Annotated in this window: 25 protein-coding genes, 2 tRNA genes and 1 pseudogene; 14 read left to right on the top strand and 14 right to left on the bottom strand. The window is 54.4% G+C overall.

From position 1 onward, the window contains the following. Positions 1 to 105: 105 nt before the first annotated feature. Positions 106 to 1,362, bottom strand: a complete 1,257-nt coding sequence (gene mtaB, locus V7730_RS06270) for a tRNA (N(6)-L-threonylcarbamoyladenosine(37)-C(2))-methylthiotransferase MtaB (RefSeq protein WP_335746739.1) — start codon at positions 1,360 to 1,362, stop codon at positions 106 to 108. After that, positions 1,359 to 2,201 carry a diaminopimelate epimerase gene (dapF, locus tag V7730_RS06265; protein ID WP_335746738.1) on the bottom strand — a complete coding sequence of 281 codons (843 nt, stop codon included), beginning with the start codon at positions 2,199 to 2,201 and terminating at the stop codon, positions 1,359 to 1,361. The genes mtaB and dapF overlap by 4 nt, the downstream gene beginning before the upstream one ends. A gap of 95 nt (positions 2,202 to 2,296) precedes the next feature. Here dapF and V7730_RS06260 point away from each other — a divergent pair. After that, positions 2,297 to 2,372: transfer RNA gene (locus V7730_RS06260), tRNA-Lys, on the top strand. Between the two features lie 72 nt (positions 2,373 to 2,444). Here V7730_RS06260 and V7730_RS06255 read toward each other — a convergent pair. Further along, positions 2,445 to 3,359: an SMP-30/gluconolactonase/LRE family protein gene (locus V7730_RS06255; RefSeq protein ID WP_335746737.1), complete on the bottom strand. Its 915-nt coding sequence runs from the start codon at positions 3,357 to 3,359 to the stop codon at positions 2,445 to 2,447. A 163-nt stretch (positions 3,360 to 3,522) separates the two neighbouring features. Between V7730_RS06255 and V7730_RS06250 the strand changes: the two genes are divergently transcribed. Then, entirely contained in the window at positions 3,523 to 4,293 is a 771-nt protein-coding gene (locus tag V7730_RS06250; protein ID WP_335746736.1) for an SDR family oxidoreductase, read from the top strand. Between the two features lie 103 nt (positions 4,294 to 4,396). Here V7730_RS06250 and V7730_RS06245 read toward each other — a convergent pair whose 3' ends face one another. Genes V7730_RS06245 through V7730_RS06230 form a run of 4 tightly spaced genes read right to left on the bottom strand, consistent with a single transcriptional unit; the run spans position 4,397 to position 7,854 of the window. Next, positions 4,397 to 5,164, bottom strand: coding sequence for a LamB/YcsF family protein (locus V7730_RS06245; RefSeq protein WP_335746735.1), 768 nt, complete (start codon positions 5,162 to 5,164; stop codon positions 4,397 to 4,399). Continuing rightward, on the bottom strand, positions 5,161 to 6,189 hold the full coding sequence (locus V7730_RS06240) for a biotin-dependent carboxyltransferase family protein (RefSeq protein WP_335746734.1): 1,029 nt from the start codon (positions 6,187 to 6,189) through the stop codon (positions 5,161 to 5,163). Before V7730_RS06240 ends, V7730_RS06245 begins: the two co-directional genes overlap by 4 nt. Continuing rightward, positions 6,186 to 6,923, bottom strand: a complete 738-nt coding sequence (locus V7730_RS06235) for a 5-oxoprolinase subunit B family protein (RefSeq protein WP_335746733.1) — start codon at positions 6,921 to 6,923, stop codon at positions 6,186 to 6,188. The genes V7730_RS06240 and V7730_RS06235 overlap by 4 nt, the downstream gene beginning before the upstream one ends. Continuing rightward, positions 6,916 to 7,854 carry a hypothetical protein gene (locus V7730_RS06230; RefSeq protein WP_335746732.1) on the bottom strand — a complete coding sequence of 313 codons (939 nt, stop codon included), beginning with the start codon at positions 7,852 to 7,854 and terminating at the stop codon, positions 6,916 to 6,918. Before V7730_RS06230 ends, V7730_RS06235 begins: the two co-directional genes overlap by 8 nt. Before the next feature lie 590 nt (positions 7,855 to 8,444). Here V7730_RS06230 and V7730_RS06225 point away from each other — a divergent pair. Beyond that, a complete protein-coding gene (locus V7730_RS06225) occupies positions 8,445 to 9,221 on the top strand; it encodes an IclR family transcriptional regulator (RefSeq protein WP_335746731.1) in 777 nt (258 codons plus the stop codon). Here the strand turns inward: V7730_RS06225 and V7730_RS06220 are convergent. Together V7730_RS06220 and V7730_RS06215 are read right to left on the bottom strand one after the other, a co-directional pair. Then, the gene (locus V7730_RS06220; protein ID WP_335746730.1) at positions 9,198 to 10,427 is read right to left on the bottom strand and encodes a winged helix-turn-helix domain-containing protein; all 1,230 of its coding nucleotides are present in this window, start codon (positions 10,425 to 10,427) and stop codon (positions 9,198 to 9,200) included. The two genes, V7730_RS06225 and V7730_RS06220, sit on opposite strands and share 24 nt — an antisense overlap. Continuing rightward, a complete protein-coding gene (locus V7730_RS06215) occupies positions 10,424 to 11,461 on the bottom strand; it encodes a LacI family DNA-binding transcriptional regulator (protein WP_335746729.1) in 1,038 nt (345 codons plus the stop codon). The genes V7730_RS06220 and V7730_RS06215 overlap by 4 nt, the downstream gene beginning before the upstream one ends. A 198-nt stretch (positions 11,462 to 11,659) precedes the next feature. Between V7730_RS06215 and V7730_RS06210 the strand changes: the two genes are divergently transcribed. The 6 genes from V7730_RS06210 to V7730_RS06185 all read left to right on the top strand — a co-directional run bounded on the left by V7730_RS06210 (position 11,660) and on the right by V7730_RS06185 (position 16,244). Then, positions 11,660 to 11,736: transfer RNA gene (locus V7730_RS06210), tRNA-Arg, on the top strand. 155 nt (positions 11,737 to 11,891) lie between these two features. Beyond that, on the top strand, positions 11,892 to 12,746 hold the full coding sequence (locus tag V7730_RS06205; RefSeq protein ID WP_335746728.1) for a hypothetical protein: 855 nt from the start codon (positions 11,892 to 11,894) through the stop codon (positions 12,744 to 12,746). After that, on the top strand, positions 12,743 to 13,216 hold the full coding sequence (locus tag V7730_RS06200) for a plasmid mobilization protein (RefSeq protein ID WP_335746727.1): 474 nt from the start codon (positions 12,743 to 12,745) through the stop codon (positions 13,214 to 13,216). The genes V7730_RS06205 and V7730_RS06200 overlap by 4 nt, the downstream gene beginning before the upstream one ends. Continuing rightward, positions 13,210 to 14,766, top strand: coding sequence for a relaxase/mobilization nuclease domain-containing protein (locus tag V7730_RS06195; RefSeq protein WP_335746726.1), 1,557 nt, complete (start codon positions 13,210 to 13,212; stop codon positions 14,764 to 14,766). The genes V7730_RS06200 and V7730_RS06195 overlap by 7 nt, the downstream gene beginning before the upstream one ends. A 147-nt stretch (positions 14,767 to 14,913) precedes the next feature. Continuing rightward, a complete protein-coding gene (locus tag V7730_RS06190) occupies positions 14,914 to 15,501 on the top strand; it encodes a hypothetical protein (RefSeq protein WP_335746725.1) in 588 nt (195 codons plus the stop codon). Continuing rightward, on the top strand, positions 15,498 to 16,244 hold the full coding sequence (locus V7730_RS06185; RefSeq protein WP_335746724.1) for a class I SAM-dependent methyltransferase: 747 nt from the start codon (positions 15,498 to 15,500) through the stop codon (positions 16,242 to 16,244). Before V7730_RS06190 ends, V7730_RS06185 begins: the two co-directional genes overlap by 4 nt. A gap of 107 nt (positions 16,245 to 16,351) precedes the next feature. On the opposite strand, the gene V7730_RS06180 is transcribed toward V7730_RS06185, so the two are convergent. Both V7730_RS06180 and V7730_RS06175 read right to left on the bottom strand, forming a co-directional pair. Next, a complete protein-coding gene (locus tag V7730_RS06180) occupies positions 16,352 to 16,642 on the bottom strand; it encodes a HigA family addiction module antitoxin (RefSeq protein ID WP_335746723.1) in 291 nt (96 codons plus the stop codon). 12 nt (positions 16,643 to 16,654) lie between these two features. Then, positions 16,655 to 16,780: pseudogene (locus V7730_RS06175) on the bottom strand (type II toxin-antitoxin system RelE/ParE family toxin); the annotation flags it as partial. A gap of 180 nt (positions 16,781 to 16,960) precedes the next feature. Here V7730_RS06175 and V7730_RS06170 point away from each other — a divergent pair. Genes V7730_RS06170 through V7730_RS06160 form a run of 3 tightly spaced genes read left to right on the top strand, consistent with a single transcriptional unit; the run spans position 16,961 to position 21,219 of the window. Beyond that, positions 16,961 to 17,782, top strand: coding sequence for a hypothetical protein (locus tag V7730_RS06170; protein ID WP_335746722.1), 822 nt, complete (start codon positions 16,961 to 16,963; stop codon positions 17,780 to 17,782). 5 nt (positions 17,783 to 17,787) lie between these two features. Further along, positions 17,788 to 18,555, top strand: coding sequence for a hypothetical protein (locus V7730_RS06165; protein ID WP_335746721.1), 768 nt, complete (start codon positions 17,788 to 17,790; stop codon positions 18,553 to 18,555). 3 nt (positions 18,556 to 18,558) lie between these two features. Further along, positions 18,559 to 21,219, top strand: coding sequence for a hypothetical protein (locus V7730_RS06160; protein ID WP_335746720.1), 2,661 nt, complete (start codon positions 18,559 to 18,561; stop codon positions 21,217 to 21,219). A 6-nt stretch (positions 21,220 to 21,225) separates the two neighbouring features. Here V7730_RS06160 and V7730_RS06155 read toward each other — a convergent pair whose 3' ends face one another. The 3 genes from V7730_RS06155 to V7730_RS06145 form a co-directional block, all read right to left on the bottom strand. After that, positions 21,226 to 22,368, bottom strand: coding sequence for a DNA cytosine methyltransferase (locus V7730_RS06155; RefSeq protein ID WP_335746719.1), 1,143 nt, complete (start codon positions 22,366 to 22,368; stop codon positions 21,226 to 21,228). 222 nt (positions 22,369 to 22,590) lie between these two features. Then, positions 22,591 to 22,884: a hypothetical protein gene (locus V7730_RS06150; RefSeq protein ID WP_335746718.1), complete on the bottom strand. Its 294-nt coding sequence runs from the start codon at positions 22,882 to 22,884 to the stop codon at positions 22,591 to 22,593. A 4-nt stretch (positions 22,885 to 22,888) separates the two neighbouring features. Beyond that, positions 22,889 to 23,311 carry a helix-turn-helix domain-containing protein gene (locus V7730_RS06145; RefSeq protein WP_335746717.1) on the bottom strand — a complete coding sequence of 141 codons (423 nt, stop codon included), beginning with the start codon at positions 23,309 to 23,311 and terminating at the stop codon, positions 22,889 to 22,891. 155 nt (positions 23,312 to 23,466) lie between these two features. On the opposite strand from V7730_RS06145, the gene V7730_RS06140 reads away from it, so the two are divergent. Together V7730_RS06140 and V7730_RS06135 are read left to right on the top strand one after the other, a co-directional pair. Continuing rightward, the gene (locus V7730_RS06140; RefSeq protein WP_335746716.1) at positions 23,467 to 23,814 is read left to right on the top strand and encodes a hypothetical protein; all 348 of its coding nucleotides are present in this window, start codon (positions 23,467 to 23,469) and stop codon (positions 23,812 to 23,814) included. 53 nt (positions 23,815 to 23,867) lie between these two features. Then, complete coding sequence (locus tag V7730_RS06135; RefSeq protein ID WP_335746715.1) at positions 23,868 to 24,773, top strand: tyrosine-type recombinase/integrase; 906 nt, start codon at positions 23,868 to 23,870, stop codon at positions 24,771 to 24,773. Positions 24,774 to 25,056: the final 283 nt, after the last annotated feature.

The following is a 25,056-nucleotide window of genomic DNA, read 5'->3' as shown; positions in this document are numbered from 1 at the left end:
ACAAACTCAGGTTTGTAGAAAATGAGCCCACGGATCGCTATGATCGGTGGGCCCATTTTATTTGTTCAATGCTGCGGCCTATCGTGACGGTTGTACCGCTGGCGATTAGGATGCAAGCAGGTGCTTTTCCGTCGCGCTCTGAATGATGCTTTGTACAATCGCACCTTCGGTTTGTGCGTGGGCAAAATGTACTTCGGCAAATTGGGTTGTGCGACCCATGTGCGGGTTTTCCATCAGCACATTGTGGGTGCGCCCCACTTGTGCAGCCAGATGGCGCTGCATTTGGGCGTCACCAGCAGCGCGAAGTTGCGCTGCACGGGCCTTGATGGCCTTGCCGTTAACAGGCGGCATACGCACGGCAGGTGTGCCTTCACGGGCAGAGTAGGGAAAGACATGCAGCCACGTCAGGTCACACTCGGACACAAGCTTGAGCGAGTTTTCGAACATCGCGTCCGTCTCGGTCGGGAAGCCTGCGATGATGTCAGCGCCAAAAGTCATGTCGGGTCGCAGTTCGCGCGCAGTTGTGCAGAACTGAATCGCGTCATCGCGTAGGTGCCGGCGCTTCATCCGTTTCAGAATCATGTCATCGCCGTGCTGCAAGGACAGGTGAAGGTGTGGCATCAGGCGCTGTTCGGTCGCGATGGCCTGCATCAGGTTCTCGTCGACCTCAATCGAATCGATCGAGCTGATCCGTAGGCGCGGAAGATCGGGTACCAGACGCAGAATGCGCATCACCAAATCGCCCAGACGTGGAGTCGCGGGCAGATCCGCGCCCCATGAGGTCAGGTCAACGCCAGTCAACACCACCTCATTAAAACCTTTATCCACTAACCGCTTAATCTGATCCACCACCACACCCGCGGGGACGGAGCGCGAGTTGCCGCGGCCGTAGGGGATAATGCAGAAGGTACAGCGGTGGTCACAGCCGTTCTGGACCTGCACATAAGCGCGGCTGCGCGTGCCAAAACCGTCAATCAGATGGCCGGCTGTTTCAGTAACAGACATGATGTCGTCAACCTGAAGCGCCTCTGTCTCTCCAATGAAATCAGCGGCCAGACCGCGCCAAGTGTCGCCGAGCATCTTTTCGGTGTTGCCGATGACTGCATCAACCTCTGGCATGGCGGTAAAGGTTGCGGGTTCTGTCTGGGCGGCGCAGCCGGTCACGATCAGCCGGGCGTTGGGGTTCGCCTTGCGCAGCTTGCGGATATCCTGACGGGCCTTGCGCACGGCCTCTGCGGTCACTGCGCAGGTGTTCACGACCACAGCATCCTGTAGACCGGCATCAGCAGCCAGTTCCTTCATCGCTTCCAGTTCATACTGGTTCAGACGGCAGCCGTGGTTTGAGAAGACAGGCGCGGTCATTGGCAGCTCTCGATGAACTGGGATGTTAGCGTCCCGTCGGCGACGTGCATGGTCTCACCGGTCATCCAAACGCCATCATCGCGCCAGTCAATCTGAAGGCTGCCCCCGTCCAGATCAATGCGCACTGCGCGGCCTGTAAGGCCGCGTCGGGCCGCTGCAACCGCGGTGGCGCAGGAGGAGGAGCCGGAGGCAAGGGTGATCCCCACGCCCCGCTCCCACACGCGCATGCGAATGTGATCTTTTCCGACAATCTGAGCGACCTGAACATTAGTGCGCTGAGGGTACAGCGGATGGTGTTCGTGTGCCGCGCCGAATGTGGCCAGATCAACGTCCATGACATCATCAACGAAGAAGGTGCAGTGGGGGTTGCCCATACCTGTGGCCACTGGCGTGCCCTCAATCGGGAGGGAAAGCGTATCCATCGCCTCGGCTAGCGGAACCTCGTCCCAAGTCAGTTGGGGGTAGCCCATGTTTACGGAAGTCAGCCCGTCGCCCGCATCACAGGCAAAAAGATCACCGCGATCTGTCGTTAGGTGCAGCCGATCCGCGCCGGTTTCTTCCATCAAGCAGCGCGCAATGCAGCGAGTCGCATTGCCGCAGGCCCCAGAGGTGGAGCCGTCCGCGTTGTAAAACGTTAGGTGCGCGTCACCTACGCCTTGGGAGATAACGGCAAGCTGATCAAAACCAATTCCCGTCTGGCGGTGCGCAATAGCCCGCACAAGCGCCTCTGACAGGGAAAAATCACGCTTTCGCGCATCAAAAACGACGAAGTCGTTTCCGAGTCCGTGCATTTTCATGAAGGACAAAGAGGTGGATGCTGGTTTGGTCATTCTGGGCATATAGCGGGCGCGTATGGTTTATTCCAGCAGTGCGAGGAAAATTAGTGTTTTAAGGGTTGACCCTGTCGGTCGAGGTTTCTAAACACCGCGTCAGTGGGCCCTTAGCTCAGTTGGTAGAGCAACTGACTTTTAATCAGTAGGTCGTTGGTTCGAACCCAACAGGGCTCACCACTTTTTCAAATATCCAGACGTTGAAGATGTGGCGAACAGCCACGCCCCTGGGGGCATGGCTTCGTTCACGGTCTATCCATTGAAGTTGAGCTGTAGGCCGGGGCTTGGCCAGCGCGCATGATAAAGGCATCCGGTACCTGACGCAGTGATATAGGCGTCTCGCATATCCGGCCCGCCAAAACAGATGTTGGTGGTGTAGGGGTCGCCGGGAACCTCGATGAAAGTGACAGGGCTACCATCCGTAGGCACCACGCTGATTCCCCCACGCATCAGGGTCGCTACGCAAATTTGCCCATCTGCCTGTACTGCGAGGCTATCAAGTAACTGGTAGTCTGGTAGCGTTGCGAGCAGCCGACCCGGCATCGTGAAGGGCAGAGCCACAATTTCACCCGGAGCAACAAGATCATAGCTCCAGACACGGCTGGTACGGGTTTCAGCGACGTGCACAGTCTTTCCGTCAGGTGACAGGCCGATCCCGTTGGGTGTGATCATAGGGGCGTGTACGCGCCGGATATGGCTGCCGTCGGGCTTGGCATAGTAGAAGGCACCGTGGTGAACATACTCGGAAGTCGCTTTGCCTAGATCGGTGAAATAGAATCCCCCCTCTGCGTCAAAGACAATGTCGTTAGGGCCACGCAGCGGCTGACCGTCACAGCTGTCATAGAGTGTCTCAAAGGTGCCGGTTGTAGGATCAACACGCTGGATGGAGCCGCTGACGTAATCCTCCGGCGTTCCGACTGGGCGGGTGATGCCGTCAGTTTCGGTCCAGACAAACCCGCCGTTGTTACAGACGTAGATCATACCGTCGGGACCAACCGCAGCGCCGTTGGGACCGCCCCTCAGATGAGCGATCACTTCAATACGGCCATCCGGATGCACGCGTGACAAGGTCTGGCGCCGGATTTCTACCAAGATGACGGTGCCATCTGCCATGGCGATAGGCCCCTCCGGAAAGCCGAGCCCGTCGCAAATCTTTGTCAGTTTCATAATCATCTCCCGAGTGATCCATCCTGTCATGTCACGTTAGCAGCCGCCTTCTCAAGTACCAAACCTCTTATGCACCAATGAGAACTCCGCTTACCTGTGGTGGACAAGCAGCCGTTTGTGTGGACTTCTTAACCCTGACATCAGGTAAACAGGGAGAGTCGCTATGGGAACGCTTAAGGGAAAGATTGCGTGGGTCACGGGCGCGGGGGGCGGCATCGGCGAAGCGTCGGCTAAAGCGTTGGCTGATAGTGGAGCCTATGTGGTTCTGTCCGGCCGTCGTGAGGAGGAGCTGCAACGGGTGATGTCAGAGATCACGTCTGCTGGTGGGAAGGCAGAGACAGCGCAGTTGGATGTGGTTGATGCCGCGGCCACACAAGCCATCGCGGATGATCTGAATGCGCGGCTTGGCGGCGTTGATATATTTATGGCGAATGCAGGGATCAATGTCCCGAACCGTGCGGTTGGGGTGGTGACCGCGATGGATTTTGCCAAAGTGGTTGATATCAATCTGAACGGTGTGATGAACGGTATTCTCGCGGTGCTACCAAATATGCGCAAAAAAGGCTCTGGCACGCTGATTTTGACTTCGTCTTGGGCTGGACGCCATCCTTCGCGCCTTACAGGACCGGCTTATAGTGCATCCAAGCACGCGGTCGTGGCCCTGAGCCATTCGATCAATCAGGACGAAGGTGTGAATGGTATCCGTTGCACAGCGTTGATGCCCGGAGAGGTGGCTACTCCGATCATGAAGTCGCGGCCGAAACCACCCTCGGAAGAAGACACCGCAAAGATGCTCAAGGCCGAGGATCTGGGCGCAATGGTGCGCTATATCGCCGAAGCGCCACCGCATGTCTGTGTGAACGAAGTGCTGATCAGCCCGACGTGGAACCGCAGTTTTGTCGGGGTGGCCGAAATGGGCGGTATGAAGCTTTGAGCGATTGAGGCTCCATGTGATCGCAAGGTCCGGCGTACTGCTATGCCGGACCGGATCCTTTAGGCTTTAGTCGGCGGGTAGGCCGTTCGCTTTTTGCAGTCACTCATCGCTTGTCAAATGTCTGAACGGAGATGCCGGCCGCCTCAAGTGCTGCGCGCACGGATTGGGCGATCTGGACGGCGGTGGGGGTGTCACCGTGCAGGCAGATCGTATCAATCGAGACGGGGATGTGTTTGCCGCTATCAGTGATAATTGCGCGCGCTTTGACCATTTGGACCATCCGCGCCCCGGCGATAGCAGGATCGTGGATTACTGCACCCTCAATGCTGCGGTCTACCAGCGTGCCGTCATCGTTGTAGGCGCGGTCGGCAAAGATTTCGCCCGCCCAAGCGCAACCCAGTTCCTCAACAGCTTCTTGATGCGCTGTTGCAGCAAGAATCATCACGATAAGATCAGGATCGACCGACAGGGCGGCCTCGTATAGATCGCGGGCCAGAACGGGGTCTTCGGACGCCATGTTTGACAAAGCGCCGTGCAGCTTGAGATGGCGCACCTTTGCCCCGAGGCTGCGGGCCATCCCAATGCTTGCTGCGACCTGATAGCGGATCTGGTTTTGAAGTGTGGCACGTGGCACGGACATGCGGTTGCGGCCAAATCCGGCCAAATCCATGAAGCCCGGATGCGCACCGATGCCCACGCCGTTTTTATGCGCCAGCGCCATTGTTGCGGCCATCACATCTGCGTCCCCTGCGTGACCGCCGCTGGCAATGTTGGCAGAGGTTACTGTGCGCAGCAGGGCGGCGTCATCGCCCATCCGCCACGGTCCAAAGCTTTCGCCCATATCGGCATTCAGGTCTACGCGCATGGTCATTCCTCGGTTGTGAAAGGGTTTTCTGTGGCAGAGATCGCGCCACTGATCAATTGATAGGACAGCAGGTCACGGATTGTGGCCGGATCGCGCAGCAGCGCGACGACTGTCGCCGCAAGGCTTGCGCGGCTGGAGGCTGCACGCTGCTCAATTGCGCGCGCCTCTTCCAGAGATACGAATTCAAATGACAGCGAAGCACCAGCGGGCGCTTGTGCCACGCGCCCCAAATCGGAAGGCAGTACAGTACCGATGCGTGGGTAACCGCCTGTGGTCTGGCTCTCACACATTAGCACAAAGGGTGCGCCATCACCGGCGATTTGGATGTCACCGGTGACGATTACATCGGATAAAATACTCAGTTGGTCTGCTGCCATAAAGGGGGCGCCATCATGGTCCATTCGCACGCCCATCCGGTTGCCACGGGCATCGCGCAGAAAGGCTGTCTTGGAAAAACGTTCTTGTGTTTCAGTGTTGAACTGCTCGGTTTGCATGGAGGTGGTTATACGGATGCGGCCGCCCTCAAACCGGTCGTCGACCGGTAGGGTGAGGCCGGTCTCATGTCCTTTGTCTGTTCCGATTGGAAGCGCATCTCCGGCGGCAAGCGCGGCACCCAGACCGACGCTTAGATGGGCAGCGCGCGCGCCCATCATCAGAGGGGTGTCAATGCCGCCACCCACATGCAGGTAGCCATAGGTCCCGCTGTGCGCGCCGCCGATCTTGAGCGTAGTGCCTGCAGGTAGCAGGTGGCTTGCATTCCAGACCAGTGGCACATCGTCCAACGTTGCGGTCATCGGCGCACCAGTCAGAGCAATGCGCACATCTGCATTGGCACGAAAACTGCCGCCCATACCCACCATCTCAAGGGCCGCCAGATCGGCGGACTGCCCCAACAATGCAGCCCCTTCATGAAGCGCAAGCCGGTCCGCAGCGCCGCCACGCGTTAAGCCATGAGCGAGAAATCCCGGTCGCCCCATATCCTGAACGGTCACAGCGGGGCCGCATGATAAAACTTCCAACATCCTGCTCATGCCAGCACCTGCCGCTGCGCGCCGCCATTGCCGGACGTGTCACCCTGCATGATGTCATCGAATTCTGCAGTACTCACCGAGGGAAAGCACAGCTCGTCCCCCGGCGAGAGTGCGAAAGGTGTAGCATGATGGGGACGAAAGGTGCGGAATGCGGTCTGGCCCACGTGTCGCCAGCCGGTAGGGGAGGCATTGGTGAAAATGATCAGCTGACGGATCGCCACCACCAGCGCACCAGCGGGCACGGATTTGGTGAGCGCCTGCTGCCGCGGGATGTTCCAATGGGGCGGCAACTCTCCGGTATAGGGCTGACCCGGGGCAAAACCGATGGTGAGGACACGCACACGCGCGGACGACAGCTCTTGTATGGCGGTCTCGGGTGAAACGCCGGCGGCCTGAGCCGCCTCTTCGAGCTGTGGGGCGGCATCGGTGCCGTATAGCGTTGGGATCTCCCACAAGGTACGGCCATCGGGCAAGGGCGCGCTGAACCAATCGGTGGTTCCAACAAGTGCTTGCAGCTTTTCGGTCAGCGCTTCGGGCGCAGTTGCCGCCAGATCAGCACTGACAAAGGTGGAGACAAGCGATGTTGATGTTTCGCGCACTTCTGGCCAGTTTTGCGTATCAATAGCCGCGCGAAAGGCGATGGCTGCGCGATTTGCAGGCTCGCTCATCTTATCGCCGAATTGTACCAGCAAGCCGGCGAGGCCGACCATTCTGATGCGCGGAAATTCAGCCATCACTTAATGCCTTTCGGTAGAGCTGTGGGAGCAGGATAGGAGTGAGATACATCGGCAATTGCCAGCAGCCGATGAAGATCAGAATAGGGGCCAATACGTCGGGCGGCAAGGCAACCCGAAATAGCGCAATGTTCCGATTGCCAGCTCCGATGGCTAGCGGTCCCGCGACGGCATGCAAACTTGTTTTCCGCAGGGCCAGCAGTGTGGCGGCTTGCAAGCCATAGCTGATTGCGAACGCCAGCAGTGCCCAAAGGGCGACCTGACCTGGCGCTGCACGCAGAGCGGCGTTCAGCGGTGCCATAAGCGCAACCACGATCACGCAAAAAGCCAGCACAGACGCGCCGTCTAGGGTTTGTATTTGGGCCGTTGAAGGGTTGGGATAAAACACTGCGCGCAGGAAAAAGCCCAGTGCGGTGGCACCTAAAATCACGAGCAGGACTAGAGCGGCTGAGGTCAATATGTCTGATGGGGTGTCTATCTGTGGGGACAGAAACAAGACGGGTAATACAGTCAGTGGAAACGTAGCGGTGCCCAAAACTATGACCTGCATCATCCGCCCCGCATCCAGCCCCAGCAAGAGTGCCAGATTGGTACTGCCTGAAATAGCCGGAGCAGCGGTTACAAGCACCAACGCCAGTGCGACGGGAGTATTCGCTAGGCCTAAGGCATGCAGTAAACCAAGAAAGGCCAAGGGAAGCGCCAATTGCAGTACAGCGACGGCGCCCAGACCCCAACGTAGGTCGCGCGCCGCGCCACGCGCTGCCTTGTGTCCAATGCGCAATGCGGTGACCGTTAGAAGGGCGGCCACCATCACAGGCAGCCAAAGAGCAAGCCAAGTTTTGAATGTGGGGAACAAAAGCCCTGCCGCCAACCCTATAATGAGACACAGCCGCGCATGGCGAGACAAGAGGCGTAACAAACCGCCCATCATTCGTTGCTGCGTGGATCATAGTGCTGCATCGCGGCCTCCTTCTCGTGGTACAGACCAGAGCAATTCGGCAATGGCAATGCCCTCCAAAACACTCCTAATACTGCTCTGTGTGTCCGACCTAGCTGGCGGTGATATCCAAGCTGCTTGAAGGGGGGCAGGAATACTTAATGTTATCCAAGTCAGGGGGGCGGTCGTTCCCTGTTGCGAATATGGGGAACCCGACATGGTAAGCGCACATTTGTGCTCTACTGGGATAGTCATTATGTCTCAGGTCTGAATGTGAAATTTGCTTGGCGCAATATGTCCGTTGTAGCGCAGTCAGAGATTGAAGCTCTGTCTTTTCTATTGGGTGCCTGCGGTTGTATTCGGTGTGGGAGTTTGACGCAGAAAACATGAGAACGAAGGGTATTGATGCTATAAGTCTCAATAATTAATGAATTTTATCAAAAAATTGCTAACATTCTTTTTACACAACCTAAATAGATGTGAATCCACTCTATCATATTGCTTTGCCTATATTCTTGCTTATCTTGGTTGGATACTACTGAAATTTTAATTTCTAGACTGTGAATTTGGGAAACGAGTGGCCGATGAAAAGTGATGGCAATTCAACAGAGAAAGCAATCCCGACAAATCTGAGATTACTTTTGTTGTTAGAAGAATTGGCGCGCATCGGGACACCAACAACCCCAACAGCTGCGAACGAGGTTTTGGGTCTACCAAAGCCGACGATCCACAGGCTTTTCCATACTCTGGAACAAGAAGGTTTCTTGCAGCGCGATATTGATGGACGCTCCTATTCGCCGGCGCCGCGGCTACGCAATTTTGCAGTGTCAGTGCTTTCATCGTCACGCGTGCGGATGGTGCGTAAGGCTGTGCTTGAAGCTTTGGCACGGGACGTTGGCGAAACTTGTGCCATTGTCATGCCGGAGAAGCATGCAATGGTGCGTCTTGATCGGGTGGAAACGCATCGGCCGCTGCGAATACAGTTGCCGCAAGACTATAAGATGCCATTCCATACCAGCGCTTCAGGTAAGCTTTACCTCAGCTCACTTACCGCACGGTTGTTTGGAAAATATATTCGCGCCACCACGTTAGAGGCACATACTCCTTATACGTTAACCAACCCCGATGCACTGACGTCTGAAATCGTAGAAACACTCGCCCGCGGGTACGGTACGAACAATCAGGAATACACAGAAGGGATGGTCGCAATTGCTGTCCCGCTGCTGGATAAACAGGATCGCCTCATCTCGACCCTATCCATTCAGGCACCAATTCAACGGACAAATCTTGAAGAACTTATTTCCCACCTGCCAAGGCTGAAGACGGCAGCAGCCGAGTTAACCGAACTGGTGCTGAATTGACGGTTTGAGCCAGTCTGGCTCGAACGCGATCTCGGACACTCCGGCAAGTCGCTTGATCCTGCCTAGCTCAGCTTCCAGGGCCGCTTGTCTGCCCTTACCCCATTGCACACCTTTCTCGGGCCACAGTGCGCGGACCCTCAGTGTGCCTTCTCCTCGAAATGCTTTCATGTCTATGCGTCCGACCAGCCGCTCACCTTGCAACAAGGGAAACACGTAGTAGCCGAAGATGCGTTTGGCTTCGGGCACGAAAACTTCGATCCGGTAGTCAAAGCCGAACAGAAATTTTGCGCGTTTGCGATCGCGGAGGGCTGGATCAAACGGGCTGAGCACACGCAGGCGGGCAGGGGCGGTGGTGTCCGTTGCCGGGTCATCCGCCAGACCGGGGCGGGCAAAAGCGCGCTTTATGCTGCCGTCGTCCCCGACGATCTCGATCTCTTTAATGGCGCCGTCGCGCAACGCCCGTGCGCACCATGTCTTGGCCTCACCCGATGTGACATGCGCCCAAAACGCGGCAATCTCGCCAGACGTCGCAAAGCCAAGCCTGTCCAGAGCACCGGCGCAGCACCAGTCGATTGTTTCTGCCTCAGAGGGTGCAGTATTTGCGCCCCAAAGCTGAGGTTCTAGCGACTTTTCGGTCAGATCATAGCGTTTCTGGAAACCCTCGCGCCGAACCACATGCAACGCACCGCTGCGCCAGAGGTATTCGAGCGCTGTCTTGGAAGGGTGCCAGTCCCACCAGCCGCCAGAACCGCGCGCCTCCCCCTTGCCTACATCCGAAGAGCCGCAGGCGCCGTTGTCACGGATATGATCTAGCACATCTTGCAATTGCTCCTCAAAACCGTCCCGTCGCCAGCTGCGCCATTGCTTGCGCAGCTTTGCGGCATCGCGTGTCCGGCGCATGTGCCACTGCGGATAAAATTGCATGGGGATGACGGCTGCGTCATGGGTCCAGTGCTCAAACAGTCCCTTGTCGCGTTCGTAAAGTTGTCTGAGGTGCTCAGGCCGATAACGCGGTTTGCGGGCAAACAGGATCAGGTCATGGGCGCGCGCGATCGTATTGATGCTGTCGAGTTGCACAAAGCCCAACCGCTCAACCAGCTTCAATAGGTCAGAGCCGTGGGCTGCACCCTGCGGTGTCTCCAACAGGGCGTGTCGGTCTAGAAATATGCGCCGCGCGGCAGTGTTGTGCAGGCGCGGCAGGCTCATCCCCGATTGCGGCGGCGCAGGGTATCTCCCAAGGAGAGGGTAGGCTTCATCGTGATGCTTTTAGGCATGTGGGGGTCGGGATCAGGGCTGGATGCGTTAATAATGATCTTTGCAGCCTCAACGCCAATCTCGCGACGGCAGGCGTCGGTTGTTGCCAACTGTCGCGGCAAACCAGCCAGCAGCTCGACCCCGTTAAAGCCTGCAAGGCCGATCTGACCGGGCACATCGATGCCCTTGTCCAACAGGTGCAAGAGGCCGCCAGCGCCGATCATGTCGTTAGAGTAATAGAGGAAGTCCAAATCCGGCGAGCGTTCCAGCATCTCCTGCGTCATCTCACGCCCCTTCAGCAGAGCTGATCCGCCGGAATAAAATGCGCGGTCCTCAATCTCGATACCTTCTTTCGCCAAAGCTTCAGTGAAGCCCTCGAACCGTTTGCGGGCGCGGTGATCCAGCGGCATCTTGGTGCCCAGAAAGCCGATCCGCTCATACCCTTCTCGCAGGATCGCCCGCGCCATATCGCGGCCTGCTTGACGGTGGGAAATGCCAACGACCGCATCTACCGGATTACCGTCCACGTCCATAATTTCCACCACCGGAATACCGGCATTGAGCAACATCGCGCGTGTCGCTTCCGAATGTTCTAGCCCCGCGATAATGACACCAGAGGGACGCCACGAAAGCATCTCATACAGAACCTGCTCTTCTTTCTCGGGGCGGTAGTCTGTGACGCCGACGACAGGTTGTAGTGGAGTGTCGTCAAATGCAGCGTTGATCCCGTTCAGCACTTCGGGAAAGACCATATTGCTGAGCGATGGAATGATAACCGCCACAAGATTGACCCGCTGCGACGCCAGTGAGCCCGCAATCTGGTTAGGCACATAGCCAAGCTCTTTGGCCGCCGCGAGCACCCGTTCGCGCGTTGTGGCTGAAACATCACCGCTCTTGCGCAACACGCGACTCACCGTCATCTCCGAGACGCCGCAGGCTTCGGATACATCACGCAGCGTGAGAGGGCGTTTGGGAGGCTGAGACACTATGTATATCCTGCTATAACTGAGGTTCGCTCCAGCGTAATAGGTCAGGGGGGGACAGGCAATCGACGAACTGCGCTATACAGTTTAGCATTCTTTGATGACTTGAGGGCAAATAAATTGATGCGAGACACTATGAGCATAGCTCGGGATGCTCTCCGCTCTGGATCAGCTCACCGATTTAGGCTAACAAAACGCTGTGGTCCCGTGGCTCAACTGGATAGAGCAGCCCCCTCCTAAGGGGCAGGTTGCAGGTTCGAATCCTGCCGGGGTCACCAAAACCACCTGAAAAATATGGCTTATTTTCAGTGCTTTGTGCAGGAGCGTGCAGAAAGCCCCGTGAGCTTTCGGGCCGAATTCTGCTGAAACGGCGGAATTCTCGTACAAAACCTGTACAAAATTCGCACGTCTTTGCGCAATTCGGAGCCTTCCAATGAGCTGGCGCATCGCAAACACATGCGCGGAACGAAAGTTCGGCAGCGCAACGCGCAAGCAGATCATCATGTTCTTGGCAGATAAAGCGAGCGATGATGGCTCCGGCATCTGGTGTTCGAAGGGCACGATTCAGCGGCACACCGAGCTGGGGGAGACCACGGTAAAACGAACCGTGCGCGAATTCCTGAAAGAAGGCATCCTGGTCGAGACCGGCGCGCGTACCTGCAAGAACGGTTTCACGGTCGTCTACCGGATCGATCTGACTAAGGTCGAGGCACTTGAACCCACGCTTGAGCCCGAGATTGAGACGGGGTCCGCAGTGGCCCCCGTCCAGACTGGACCCGGTACGGGGGCCACTGTGGCCGGGGTACCGGGGCCACCACGGCCCCCAAACCATCCTAAAACCATCCATAAACCACCTACGCGCGAGCGCGAGGCGGCGGGGGCTGAAGAAGCTGAGAAGATTTTGGCGGCCTATCCGCCCGACCGTTTGCGGGGCAAAGCGGTCTGCATTGCCCAGATCGAAGAGGCCATAAAGGAAGGGATCAGGCCGGAGGACTGGCTTCAGGCCGTCCAAGCCTATGCAACCGACAGCGCAGGTTTCACCCGCTCCAAGGTCTGCTTTTCCGACAACTGGTTTCAGTCACGGCGGTGGCAGGCCTATGTCGAGAAGCAAGCGGAAGACCGGGAGAAGGCGACAGCGTTGCAGGCTGATCACCATGCGCGACTGGCCTGTTGGATCAGTGATCGCAGCCCGATGTGCAAACACATCACCGCAACCCAAGTGACCGCATTGCTCGCCTCAAAGCTGGTAACGCAGGCCCAAATCCAAGCCGCAGGCCTCAGATCATGACCGCAACCGATCCCACCGAAGAGCAAACAGCAAGGCGACCCATGTCATACGCTGGCGCTGCTAACACGGGACCTTGCGAGGGGCGGCAAGCCTCCCCTTCGAACCCCACCGGCGCGGGAAAAGCCCGCGCCAAAGAGCCGCTGACCGAGACATTCGTCTTTCGGTGCACAGCGGCAGAGAAGGCCCAGCTGCGCGCCAAGGCCGAAGCTGCTGGCCTGCCCGCTGCGACCCTGCTGCGCGAGGCGCTTGGCCTGACCGAGGCCCGCCGTCGCAAGCCCATCCCCCGCGTCGATCCAGCGCTGGTGCTGGCCGTCGGGCGCATTGGCGGCAACCTCAACCAGATCGCCCGCTGGCTGAACCGCGCGATGCTGGCGGGCCGCGTTGACCTTGACGCACTCACTGTTGCGCGCCGATTGCTGACCATCGAGCGTCAGCTGGCCCAGATCGTCGAGGCTGCGCGCCGATGCTGATCAAGTTCTTCCGCAACGGCAAAGGCGCGGGCGCTGGTCCGGTTGAATACCTCGTCGCAGACAAGGTGCTGGCCTATGACGACAACCGTGACCTGATCCGCGATGCTGACGGCCAGCCGATGACCGTCACGCGTGAACCCTTGCCCGAGGTCCTGCGCGGCAATCCCGACCGCACCGAAGCCCTGATCGACGCCAGCCGCCATCAGTGGACCTACCGCGCGGGCGTGATCAGCTTTGCCGACACCGACGCCCCGACCGACGAACAGCAGGCCGAGGTCATGGACCACTTCGAGCGTCTGGCCTTCGCGGGGCTGGACCCGACGCAATATGAGGTGCTTTGGGTCCGACATACCCACGAAGACCGCGTTGAGCTTCATTTCTGCACACCGCGTCTGGAGCTGACCTCGGGGCGCAGCCTGAACATCGCGCCGCCGGGCTACGAGAAAGCGTTCGACAGCCTGCGCGATGTGATGAACCAGCGCTACGGCTGGGCCGATCCGATGGAGTTGGAGCGCACGCAAGAGGTCCGCGACACCATCGAGACACCAACCCGCGCTCAAGGTCGCGACGAGCTGCACGCGTGGCTGCAAGACCAGATCAGCGTTGGCTACGTCACCGACCGCGCCAGCATGCTCGAGGCGCTCGTCGATGCAGGCTTCGACATCCCGCGCACGGGCAAAGCCTACCTCACAGCCCAAGACCCCGACACCGGCGAGCGCTGGCGTCTGAAAGGAGAGATTTTCCATGAAGACTGGCAAGCCGACCCGGCTGAGCGAGAAGCTGAACGCGGAACTGGACACGATCCGGCAGGACTACGTCGCCTCGATGGCATCCCAGCTGGAGAGCTTCAGGACCGATTTGAACAGCATTGCGACCAACGCGCAGCGTACAATCGAGATCGATACCCGCACCTTTCTGCAACAGAACAAGAGTTGGTTCGAGACGCGGACTTGGGAGATCAAAACATGGCTGACGATTTCGCCTTGGCTGATCACGGGATTGTTCTTGGCGGGGATCGCCTCGATGATGGCCGCGAGCTTGCTTTGGACGCAGATGCTGGCCAGCTCAGAGATGACCGAGCTGGGCCTGACGCGGATCGACAGGGAGGACGCGACATGGCTGGTACTGGACCCGACCAAGACGCGGCTGAGAACCTGCACGCTGGGCGGGAGGTCAGTGACCTGCATCAAGATCGAGGAGGATTAGATGATGACACCCCTGACAGCCTTGGAGCGCGACTTGCTCGCCTGCGTCGAGCGGTTGGTGACGGCCTGCGAAACCTCAGCGCAGGAATTGAGCGGGTTAGAGGAACGCTCGACGAACAGGATGCAGAGCCAGTTGGATGGTATCGCGCAATGCGTGACGCTGCTGGTACGTTCGCAAGCCGTATCAATGAAAGCATTGCGTGGATTGTTGAACGAGGAAGCGAGCTACGCGACGCTGGACGAACAATTGAGCATGAGCTTGAGATTAGCGAAGGACGCCGAAGAGAGGCTGAGACAGAACTAGAAGCGCGGGAGGTCGAGATGGACCGAGGGTTGACACATTAAGCTGTGATCGTCGGTTAAAAACTTTGATCAACGACTATTCGGCTTAGGACTGGTCTCTGTGCACGATCCCGAGGTATGCGTCAGTATCAATTCATTGGCTGGCTTTGAGCTAGGGAGCAGTACAGAGATATGCAAAGAACATTTCAGGTGAACAATATTTTGATAGCCCTTCTAGGGCTGCCGACGATGGCCGTTTTCATCTATGAAGATAGTGTTGAATTGTTTTCAAAAATCCCACCGATTTTTACGGGTCTTGCTTGGCTCCTTGTTTGCGCTGCAATCATCTTAAGCTTCTGGCAAGCGTTCTCGCTCTTTTTTAATGGTGACGTTACGGTTTGTAAGGGACAAATTAGCATCAATGACAAGATGTATTCGATCATAGATGAGCCGGGTAATACATGTATCGTTTCCCGTAACCTATCTTGGACCGACGGACAAAGGATCATGGATTCCTTAAAGCAGAAAGCGAAGTCTGGGGACCTGACTATTCTAGTGAACGAGGACAACGAGACAACTACCAAATTGAGAGCACAAGGGGCCAAGATACTGGTTTACAACGGTGCAATTCCGAAATGCAGATTTACCATCAAGGGGTACAAGGGAGCAAATTCCCGACTCTATATCGCGAAGGCGAATTCGCCGGACCGGCATGTCATTTTTCGGCATTCGGAGAAGGATGATGTGACCCTGCGCCTCGCCGAAGATTTGGTCCATATTCTTGAGACTAAAGCATGAACAGCACAAAATTTCAAAAAATCGAAGACGTCCAGATTTCGGATGTAGCAAAGATTTGGGACGCCTTAGCACCAGTGCGGTATCATGATATTGATAGTGGGAATGACAGATCTTACACAGAAGTGCTATTGCCACTTCTTGAAGAGTTTTCCGCGAAAACGAGTGGTTCAAAACTTGTCGATGCTGGTTGTGGCGTTGGGTTCGGTTCTAAGGTTGCCGCTCGCTATTTCAAAACCGTTGACGCTATCGACCCGAGTAGGGCTTCCATTGCCCTGGCAGAAACTAAGAATTTTGCACCAAATATTCGATACTTACTCTCTTCTGCTGAAAATTTCTCAAACGAGCATAATGGCTATGATGCGCTGATCTCAAGTATGGTCTTGATGGACTGTCCTGATTCCAAAGGATTTCTGAAGGCTTGCCACGGCTTGGTTAAGCCAGGTGGCAAAATGATCTTTACGCTTTGCCATCCTTTCTTTTGGCCCCGATATTGGGGGTTCGAAAAATATAGTTGGTTTAAGTACGGGTCAGAGGTCGCAATACAATCAAATTTCAGAACTTCATCAACTGGCTTGAGCAAGTCCAACACGATCTATTTCCACCGACCACTTTCAACATACATAGCCGAGTTGACGGGGTTAGGGGTCAAAAGTATCAATATCCGGGAAATTTCTGGAATATCGGTTAAGTCAAAGGTTCTGAATCGATATCCGCGATACCTGACGATAGAGGTCGAAAAGTGACCTGCACGACGGTTCTAGGGTGGTGCGTTTACGTCTGTGAGGGCTGCGAATAAAGGTTGGGCTGGAGCCAGAAGCGTAGGACGTCAGATCGACTAGGGGCTGACGCATCAAACCGAGATGAGCGGTTCGATTCCAGACACGTCGATTTCCTTGACCGCTAGAGCCATGTCGTAATTAGTCTGCAAGTTGACCCAGTAGGCCGGAGTGGTGCTGAACGCGCGGGCGAAACGCAGCGCCGTATCAGGCGTGATCCCAGTAGTTCCTTTGATCAACCGCTCGATCCGCGTCCGAGGCACACCTAAACGCCGCGACAGAGCGATTGCCCCAAGTTTCAAGGGGTCAAGGTAAAGCTCTTTGAGGACTTCACCGGGGTGCATCGGTTCTTCAAGCAGGCTCATCAGCGCATCCTTTCAACGGCAATCGACAAATTCGACATCGGCGGGGCCGTTCGGCGTCCAGACAAAGCAGATGCGCCATTGCCCGTTGATCCGCATGGGATGTTGCGCTGCCCGATCACCTTTCAGCTCTGCCAAATGGTTGCCGGGCGGAGTTCATATATCACCCATACCCCCACCTGAGCAGTTAGCTTGCAGTACCACGATGTTGTTGCATGCCGTCCTCAAAGTATAGTGTGTCGCCAAAAATCGCTGTCCAATGCAAAGCTTACCTGCATATAATGATCTAAGTTAGTCTGATGTAAAATATGAAGGGTTCTTTTGCCACTAGTTGATAAGCCAGCATTTCTTCCGGACGAAGTGTATAGGAAAATTTCCAATGACAATATTGATGAAGCGGTCAAGAACGAATTCCTGACTGCTTGTTTGAATTCGGACTGTGAAACACTCTCTGATGAACGGCTTGGTGCCGGTTCAAATTCCATTGAAAGTGTATACGACGCCTTTAGCAAAGGCCGTCAGCAAAGCGGGACACCTCTTATCCTAGCCCCTTCAGAAAAGCTTGGCCGCATCACTAATTTGCGCAATGCCGCTGGATATATAGCCAAAGGACTAAAGCAGAGCGTGGACGACGTCTTGCAAATGTTTTACTGGCTAAACGGCCTCAGTGACCCGAAACCTACGCCAAGCCAATCAGATGCCTCAAACGATTGGTTTGAAGAACTCAAGGCTGCCATTGATCCGAAGACTGGGTTGGCGTTTGCGATCAGTCCACCAGTCTGTTGGCTCTTTAGATCGCTGGAGGGAAACCATGATGCAAACGATGACATGAAAGCGGATTTGGATTGTTTGCCTTGTCGCTTGGGCCTGCCGGACTTGCTAAACGATGACAGCATCTATGAGGTCGGCTTGGACTACCTTTGTCTCGTGGTTGAAGCTTCCAACGCTGACAAAGTTCGCGCCTCTAACTTTTGCCATAGTGGATATTTAGGTGTAAGGGATATATGGGAGCCAGGTGGTATGACCGCTCCTATACCATACGGTCCCGACGGCTGCGTCAAGAAAAGCGGCTTGCCAGAGATCATCTGTGATGCAGTCGCCTACGCGCACGTCGGTGACCCAATTCGTATCGTTAGGACGTGATTTCGATGTACGAAGAACTTTTATACAGGCTCCAAGCCTACACCAAGGGGGAGCGGACTAAAGGGGGCTTCTCAGACTTGGAGCTTTACCTGGCCCGCACTAAGCAAGGCAAGGGATTTGATGCTGCGGCAATTGATCAAGCTTTGGCAAAGCTAGTTTCATGTGAGGAAGGCAGTCACGAAGATTATGCAATGGGTATTGCACTCATAGCAGAGAAAGCTGGCAGCCACGGACCGTATTTTCGCGACTCGCTTGAACGCAGATTATTCGACTCCGACTCAGCACTTTCACCGAGAAGCCAGTTTGAGTTTGCTTCAGAATTCGTTCTTTGTGGTGGCGATTTTGGACCACAGCAATTGGGTCACCTCACCACTTTGCGGATGGAGTTGCCAGAGTTATGGATCGACCTAGCTTTAGACGCCTATCCGCTTGATGTAGCGGGACTTACAGAGGCAATTGTGAACTTGTTTGAAGAGCAAGGAGCTAGATTATCTTGGAAAGCACTCAGGCCGCGCTATCTAAAGCTAGTAGGCGCGATCGGCAGCAAGCAGTTCAATGGTTTTACGCTAGCAGTTTCACAGTCATTGTCAAAAGTTGAACGGTCTGAGTTCTTAGATTGGGTTGACAAAAAACGAGGGTCAAAGCTTTCGACTACGCCCAAGCCGAGAATGCAAGTTCGTGCAGCAGCGCCCTCCTTGCCAAAAGCTGATATCGATTTCCTTACTGATCGGTCATGTTTGGCCGAACCAGTGCTTCAATTAGAAGCAGCTTGATCAATGGATTCGAGCGTATCGCTTCCTTATCACGACTTAGCTGAGAAGTTGATCAAGAGCACGTTGAGGTCCTTTGGTGAGTTTGTCGAGATTCTAGACGGCGAATATCGCCTTCGAGATCCCGAAAGCGTGCCGGATGCACAGATAAACCGCCATTTTTCATGGGTAACCGTAGTAACAAGAGCCAACCAAGTTAGGCACCTTAGGGCAGGAAGCGCCGATGAAGCACTCCACCCTTTGCAAACTGAAACCCTTAGAGGCGTTTCCAAGCTAAAATCCAAGGATAGGGAAGCGCTTTTAGATGGTGAAAGTGTTGCCGATGAAAATAGCAGGCTTGTTCAAAAAGGTGCCACCCGAATATCTCGGATCATCAAGAATGCCGTTGAAGCTTCGTTCGAAGAATCTACCAGAAAAAATGATGCCATTAACATACCCTCTCCTTATCAGATAGTAGCGGATTATCTAACCATACCCGAGCACCCCGGTAGCCGAGCGTACTCGCTACTAACCATGAGAACGGTCCTTTTTCAAAGATTTAGGGCTATGCCTAAAACGGTCCTAAAACATCACTATGATGAATTCACGGTTCAAGATCTGGAAGCGTCCTACACAAGCATGCTGACTTCGATGCAAGACCGCTACCGAAGCCGTGGGCAAGACAAGCTGGACGATTTAAAGCCCAAGGTCGATTCCAGTCTGCGTGACAGAGTCTCTGGGATTTTGCGGCACTACTTGGCTATGACGGGTGTTCTCCAGCTCCGTCTGAAACCTTCGAAAACGTATCCGCAGAACCCCGCACAGGCACTATACGGCTTATCTGAAGTATGTGATCTTCACAATCCGATCATTCCATTTGAGTTTACACGCCCGCAGTACCTAAAATCGCCAACGGAGTTTGGCGAAATTGTTAACAGCCTTTGGGGAATCCCAATTCCTATTCGAGGAGCTGATACGATATTTCGTGGCGGACTAAACTTCGCGTCGCGGGGTGGATTGGTATGCGCTTTGCATGGCGGTCCAGGATCCGGAAAGACTGCCTTGGCGTTGGGGATAGGAGCTGCGCTGTCTGGCTTTGGTATTAGGACTCTTTTCCTAACGGCTGAAGAGGACGCTGCCGATCTCGAGGGTCGTGCTGCCAGCCTTTTACCGTCACAAGTGCGAAACTTACCTTTTGTTCCAAATAGAGCTGAAGATTGGCTTCGAATAAGCAGATTTGAATTGGTAAATGAGGAAGAAGACACGCGGTTAAAATATCTGAGCGCGATTTTTGAGGAGATTGGAGCGGCGCTAGAGGCGCAAAACTGCGAACCCAGTAACAACAAATTTGGTGTACCACTTCCCTGTTCAACAATTGTTGTCTTGGATGGGCTTCATGAAATCGCTACCCAAGCTCTTTTTGACGTAAACAAGAAGGACTCTAAGAAGATAACTGATGAGTTTCATAAGTTTATCGAAACTTGTCGCAAGATGCGTGCCCTAGTTATCCTAACCACTGGAACTGATTGGAGGGCAGACGCATCACTTGATTATCTAGTTGACGTCGCAGTGAGGCTTTCTCACGAAACAGAGTCGGATATCGGTTCAAAACCTCACCGTTATATGACGCTGTCGAAGGCTAGACACCAGCTGTGTTCGCCCGGAACACATGGTTTACAAATTGCTGGAGACAAAGGCGTTAGGTTTACGCCACAAATGAATTACCAACTTGACCGTATGTCTATTTGGAATTCGCGTCTTCCATTTACCGATATCTATAAAAAGGTAATGCAAATTACGTGCCATCAAGCAGATTTAAAGTTGATTTCTGTTGGTGCGAACGCAAGTGTATCAAAAGACTTACATTTTTTTCCAAATAAGAAAGCAGGAGTTGAGTTGTACCGCGGGTCCAACATTTTCCTTAACGGTGAAGGCTCTGGAGGGAAAGCTGGGCTTGCTTTGAAAATCGCTACTGCGCCGGCGTTCCACAGAGAAGCGGAGGACAAGCCGCTTACAAAAGCGGAGAAAGTTTTAGTAGTGTCATTCCTCTACCCTGAGGAGTATTATAGGCACATATTAGGCAGACTTCGATCTGTACGAAGTCGCGAGTATCCAGAACTACCCAACGGATATGATCCGCGAATGGAAGTTATGCACCTCTACCCAGGTCATCTAAAGCCGGACACACTCTATAGTAAGATCGAATGGGCACTTAGAGCTTCAATGTTGTCCGGAGATCCGTACACCACAATAGTTATTGACGGAATACACAATGTTTTTCTGCAGTTTCCAGAGATCGAAAAACAAAGTTTGTTTTGGCCTCAACTATTTAGCTTACTAAGAACACGTAGCTTAACATCAATAGTTACTCATACTCTTTTGTCAGTCCGTATGTCCGGCAGAGAGAATCCTAACGCCTATGGGGCTCGCTCTGAAACCTATCGAAATGTCGATGATAGTCGCTCGGATCCGCTTAAACATGCTCTGGTCTTGAAGACAGATTTCCGTATCGAGGTAGATCCAAAAGAGCTTTCCGGCACGCAGCTCGAGATTTCAGCCCCACACACATTCCGTGTGGAAACACACTCCGCCATCGGGCAGCCAATGCCTGATCCAGAAAAGAATCCGCTTTACTGGAGCAGGGAGCAACTGGTTTTCTTCTCGGAAGCCCAAAAGGCACTGATTTAGGTCAAATTATTCGCTGAGGGTTCTTCGCAGACTCTGGCCAATTGTAGACGCAAGCTTTACTGGAACAGCGTTTCCTAATTGTCGGACAGCTCTGCTCCAAATTTCGTGGAATACAAACTCATCAGGAAATGTCTGGACGCGCGCGCACTCTCTAATCGTCAAATACCTGACTGAGCCGTCGTCCCTTATTAGCATGTTTTCACCGCCTGGTACGCCATTCACACCTGCTTTGAGGGTCTTGGATGGAAGATCAAGATGACTTCCAGTATGACCTTTGTACACACGCGCACCACCTTTAAAGACGTGTCCAGAGATCAATGGGCATGCGCCCTGTTCTGGGTCTGGCAAATCTAGAATTGCGTCACGGAGTGTCACCCAAGGTTTGGTGTCAAAAGGTACGTCGAACAGGGACTGATCGTTAGCTAGTGAAGCTGGTAGTTTGCTTCTACACAGCCCATGGCACTCATAGTACTCACCACTAATTTTCCTCTTATTCAGAGCTGCGGCGGAATGAGTGGGGAGCGGGAAGTTCCAGCTTTTGCCAATATCCTCCCGGATCCCAACCAAAAACACTCGCTGCCTGGTCTGTGGGACACCAAAATCAGCAGCATTTATTGATTGCGCGACAACACGGTATTCCAAGCTAGATCTTGCTCGGCTTGTGTGATGCTGCTCCAGTCTACTCAGTTGTTCCTCCCAGCTTTTTTCGGGAGGAAGTGCCACATCTGGATAAGTCAATGATAGACGCAAATACTCAAAATAACTTTGGAAGCGTGGGCGCATTATTCCAGGTACGTTCTCAAAAAGGAACGCTTTGGGACGAACCTCTCTGACTGCTCGTATGACTTGGGGGAACATGTTTCGAGGATCGCTAGCGGCGCGGTGGCTACCTCCAAATGAAAAAGGTTGGCATGGCGGCCCGCCTGACAAAAGCGCAATCTTTCCCTCATGTGCGCTGAAATCGTAAGAGCAAACATTTCGTGCAGTAGGATGCTTAACGACGGATTTGATCCTACCGATATCAATATTGCGCCGCAGTGTTTCGATGCAGGAAATGTCTGACTCCACAATATCTACGTGACGGAAGCCCGCAGCCTCAAGGCCGCTCGCAAGGCCGCCAATTCCTGAAAATATTTCTAAGCTCTCCATAGTTCTAATGTGTATAGGAAAATCTGTGAGATTCGATAGCAGATCGGCTACTAAACCCTAGAAAAGAACTGGGTTGAAGTTAGCTCCTCGAACGTGACCTCAGACCTTGGATCTGCCGCGATTTGTACCGGTCCTCAAGAGAACGAGAAAATGACGATATATCTGCTAATTTGACAGATCGCGATACTGTAGAGGTTCAGTTTCCGTTTGAAGGTAGTATCATTAACTAGCCAAACGTTCGAATTTCACAGTTATGAAATGCAGGGTCAGAACCGAGCCTGTTAGCACGGGAACAAGAGCGCCCGCCACGGCAACGCAGATGATTAGGCATGCAGTGAACCAATTGAAGTCGGTGCTGTAGTCAAAAAAGTTGAAGTGAAGAAAGCCCGCGAGATACAGGGCACTGACGCCCGAATATATGTTGTATAGCGGCGACAGCGGATCGATTGCATTTCGTTGCGCTCGTTCCAAAGCCGCCCGGCGGATACGCTTCCAGTTGTCGCTTGGTGATTGCATTTGGTTACTCCCTTGCGAATTCAATCCAGGTGTGGACTTCATCATTTGATACTTCCCGACCCTTGACGAGTGATTCATACCAGCGCGCGACGATAGCCCCGCGCTTCTCACTTTTGATCTTAATGTTGGCGCTCTCCAGGTGCTGATCGAGAGATGTCTCAATTCGTTTCAGCGCATCAAAATCGTGACCGGCACGGATCGACTTTGTGCCGAGCAGCAACCAAGCGACGTCAACCTCATACTTGTCCTGCATCTTGATTAGGGCTTCGACAGGGACGCCGCGCTTTCCTTTTTCGTAGCTGTGGTAAGCCCTATGCGAGACGCCAACGGCTTCGGCCATCGCGGCCTGAGAAACGCCTATTTCGCTGCGACAGATCGCTAGGCGTGCGCCTATCTCAGCAAACAAATCAGCATCTTCTCGCGGCATGCAAGTTTCCTAATTGACCATTGCGCACTTTTGTATAAACATAGCACAAAATGACGTACATTTACGTTTCAACCCATCTGACCACGTCAGAAGGTGCAGAACAAGCGATTCCATGCGTACAGAAAATTCAACCCGAACGGATAAGGATGACTGAAATGGCAGATGTCGACAAAACAGACAGCTCGCAAATCCTAGGGCTTGGCAAGACGCCAGCACAATGGGTTGAGATCATGAAAGAGCGAGGGATTGAAATTTCCGAACGCACACTGCGAGAGCGGGCAAATGATACGGGCGCGTTCTATCGGCTTGGCCGGACGATGCTGATCACACCCGCGCAGATCGACACAATTTTTGAAGGAGGTCAGTCATGCCGCTCGAAATCTACAAGAGGGGTCGAGTTTACTGGGCGAAGGGCTGGGTCGAGTACAACGGCAGGCGTATCGCAGGCCCATACCGGCGAAGCACTAAGGCATCTACAGAAGCAGGCGCACGGGACTGGGTAGCCCGCGAAACAGAGGCACAGATTCACCGGTACGTTTTCGGGGATGAACCGCGCATGACCTTCTCCGACGCGATCTTAATCTACAAAGCATCTCCGAAAGTGGCAAAGCAGCTCATCCCAATCGTTGAAGAGATTGGCGATCTGCCTTTGTCCGCGATCTCGGGCAGGATGCTCAAGGAACTGGGACCAAGCTTAAAACCAGATGCCTGTACAGACACATGGTGGCGGGAGATTGTCACGCCCGCCAGTGCAGTCATCAACAATGCCCATGATCTTAAGAACACGCCAATGATCCGCGTAAAGTCTTACGACAATTTTGAACGGATCGCTCAAGACAAGCGGCGTAGTAAACCGAGCCGTGTGGAGCGTACGCCTGCGGACAAGGAATGGATCGATGCTTTCTGCAGGGCTGCTGATCCATACAATGCTGCTTTGGTGCGCTTCATGTTTGAGACGGCGGCGCGGATCGATCAGGCTATTTCGATTGAGCCAGACGATCTAAAGCCCGCTGAAAGCAAAGTTCGAGTGAAGGCTCAAAAGGGCCACCCAGAGAGCTGGATCACCGTCTCCCCGCAAATGATGGACGAGCTGCTGGCTTTGCCACCCAAGCGGCCCAAGAACCGCAAGACAGGTAAATTCATGAAGCCGCGTGTGTTCGGCTATGGCAGTTCGACAGGCTACAACACGCGTTGGAAGACAATCTGCAAGCGGGCGGGCATCCAGTATCTGTCTGCGCACCCGGCGGGGCGGCATGGGTTCTTTACTGAATTAGTCGTTCGCCAAGGCGTCGATCCGGTCACAGCGGCCAAGGCTGGACGCTGGTCAGACCCCAATTTGCCTATGCGCATCTATGCCCATGCAGAGACGGATGAGGCCGATGTCAGGGCTCGTTTTCGTACAAACCACGTACAGGAAGACCCTGTACAAACACCCAAACAACAGAAATCAAAGAAGGAATAGCGCTATGAACGGTTCCCTCCTAAGGGGCAGGTTATTGGTTCGAAGCAAATCGGGGTCACCATATAAATCAATGGTTTATATCACGGCCGACCCCTTTTGATCTTTAGGTTGGAACGAAACTAGGAACGAAACTCTTATTGGAAACTCAGGAAGGCTAACTATCATAGCGAACACTCGGCCGCGTTACGACTCCTATTCAGCCGTAGTGGAATGGTCCGCCATGCTCGTCCTCCCTCCATAGCACAACAAACCAGAGAAGCTCGAATCCCACTTCTCTGATCAT

Source organism: Sulfitobacter sp. (assembly GCF_036961165.1).
In the GTDB taxonomy this organism is placed as follows: domain Bacteria; phylum Pseudomonadota; class Alphaproteobacteria; order Rhodobacterales; family Rhodobacteraceae; genus Sulfitobacter.
This window is presented reverse-complemented; position numbering and strand designations above follow the sequence as displayed.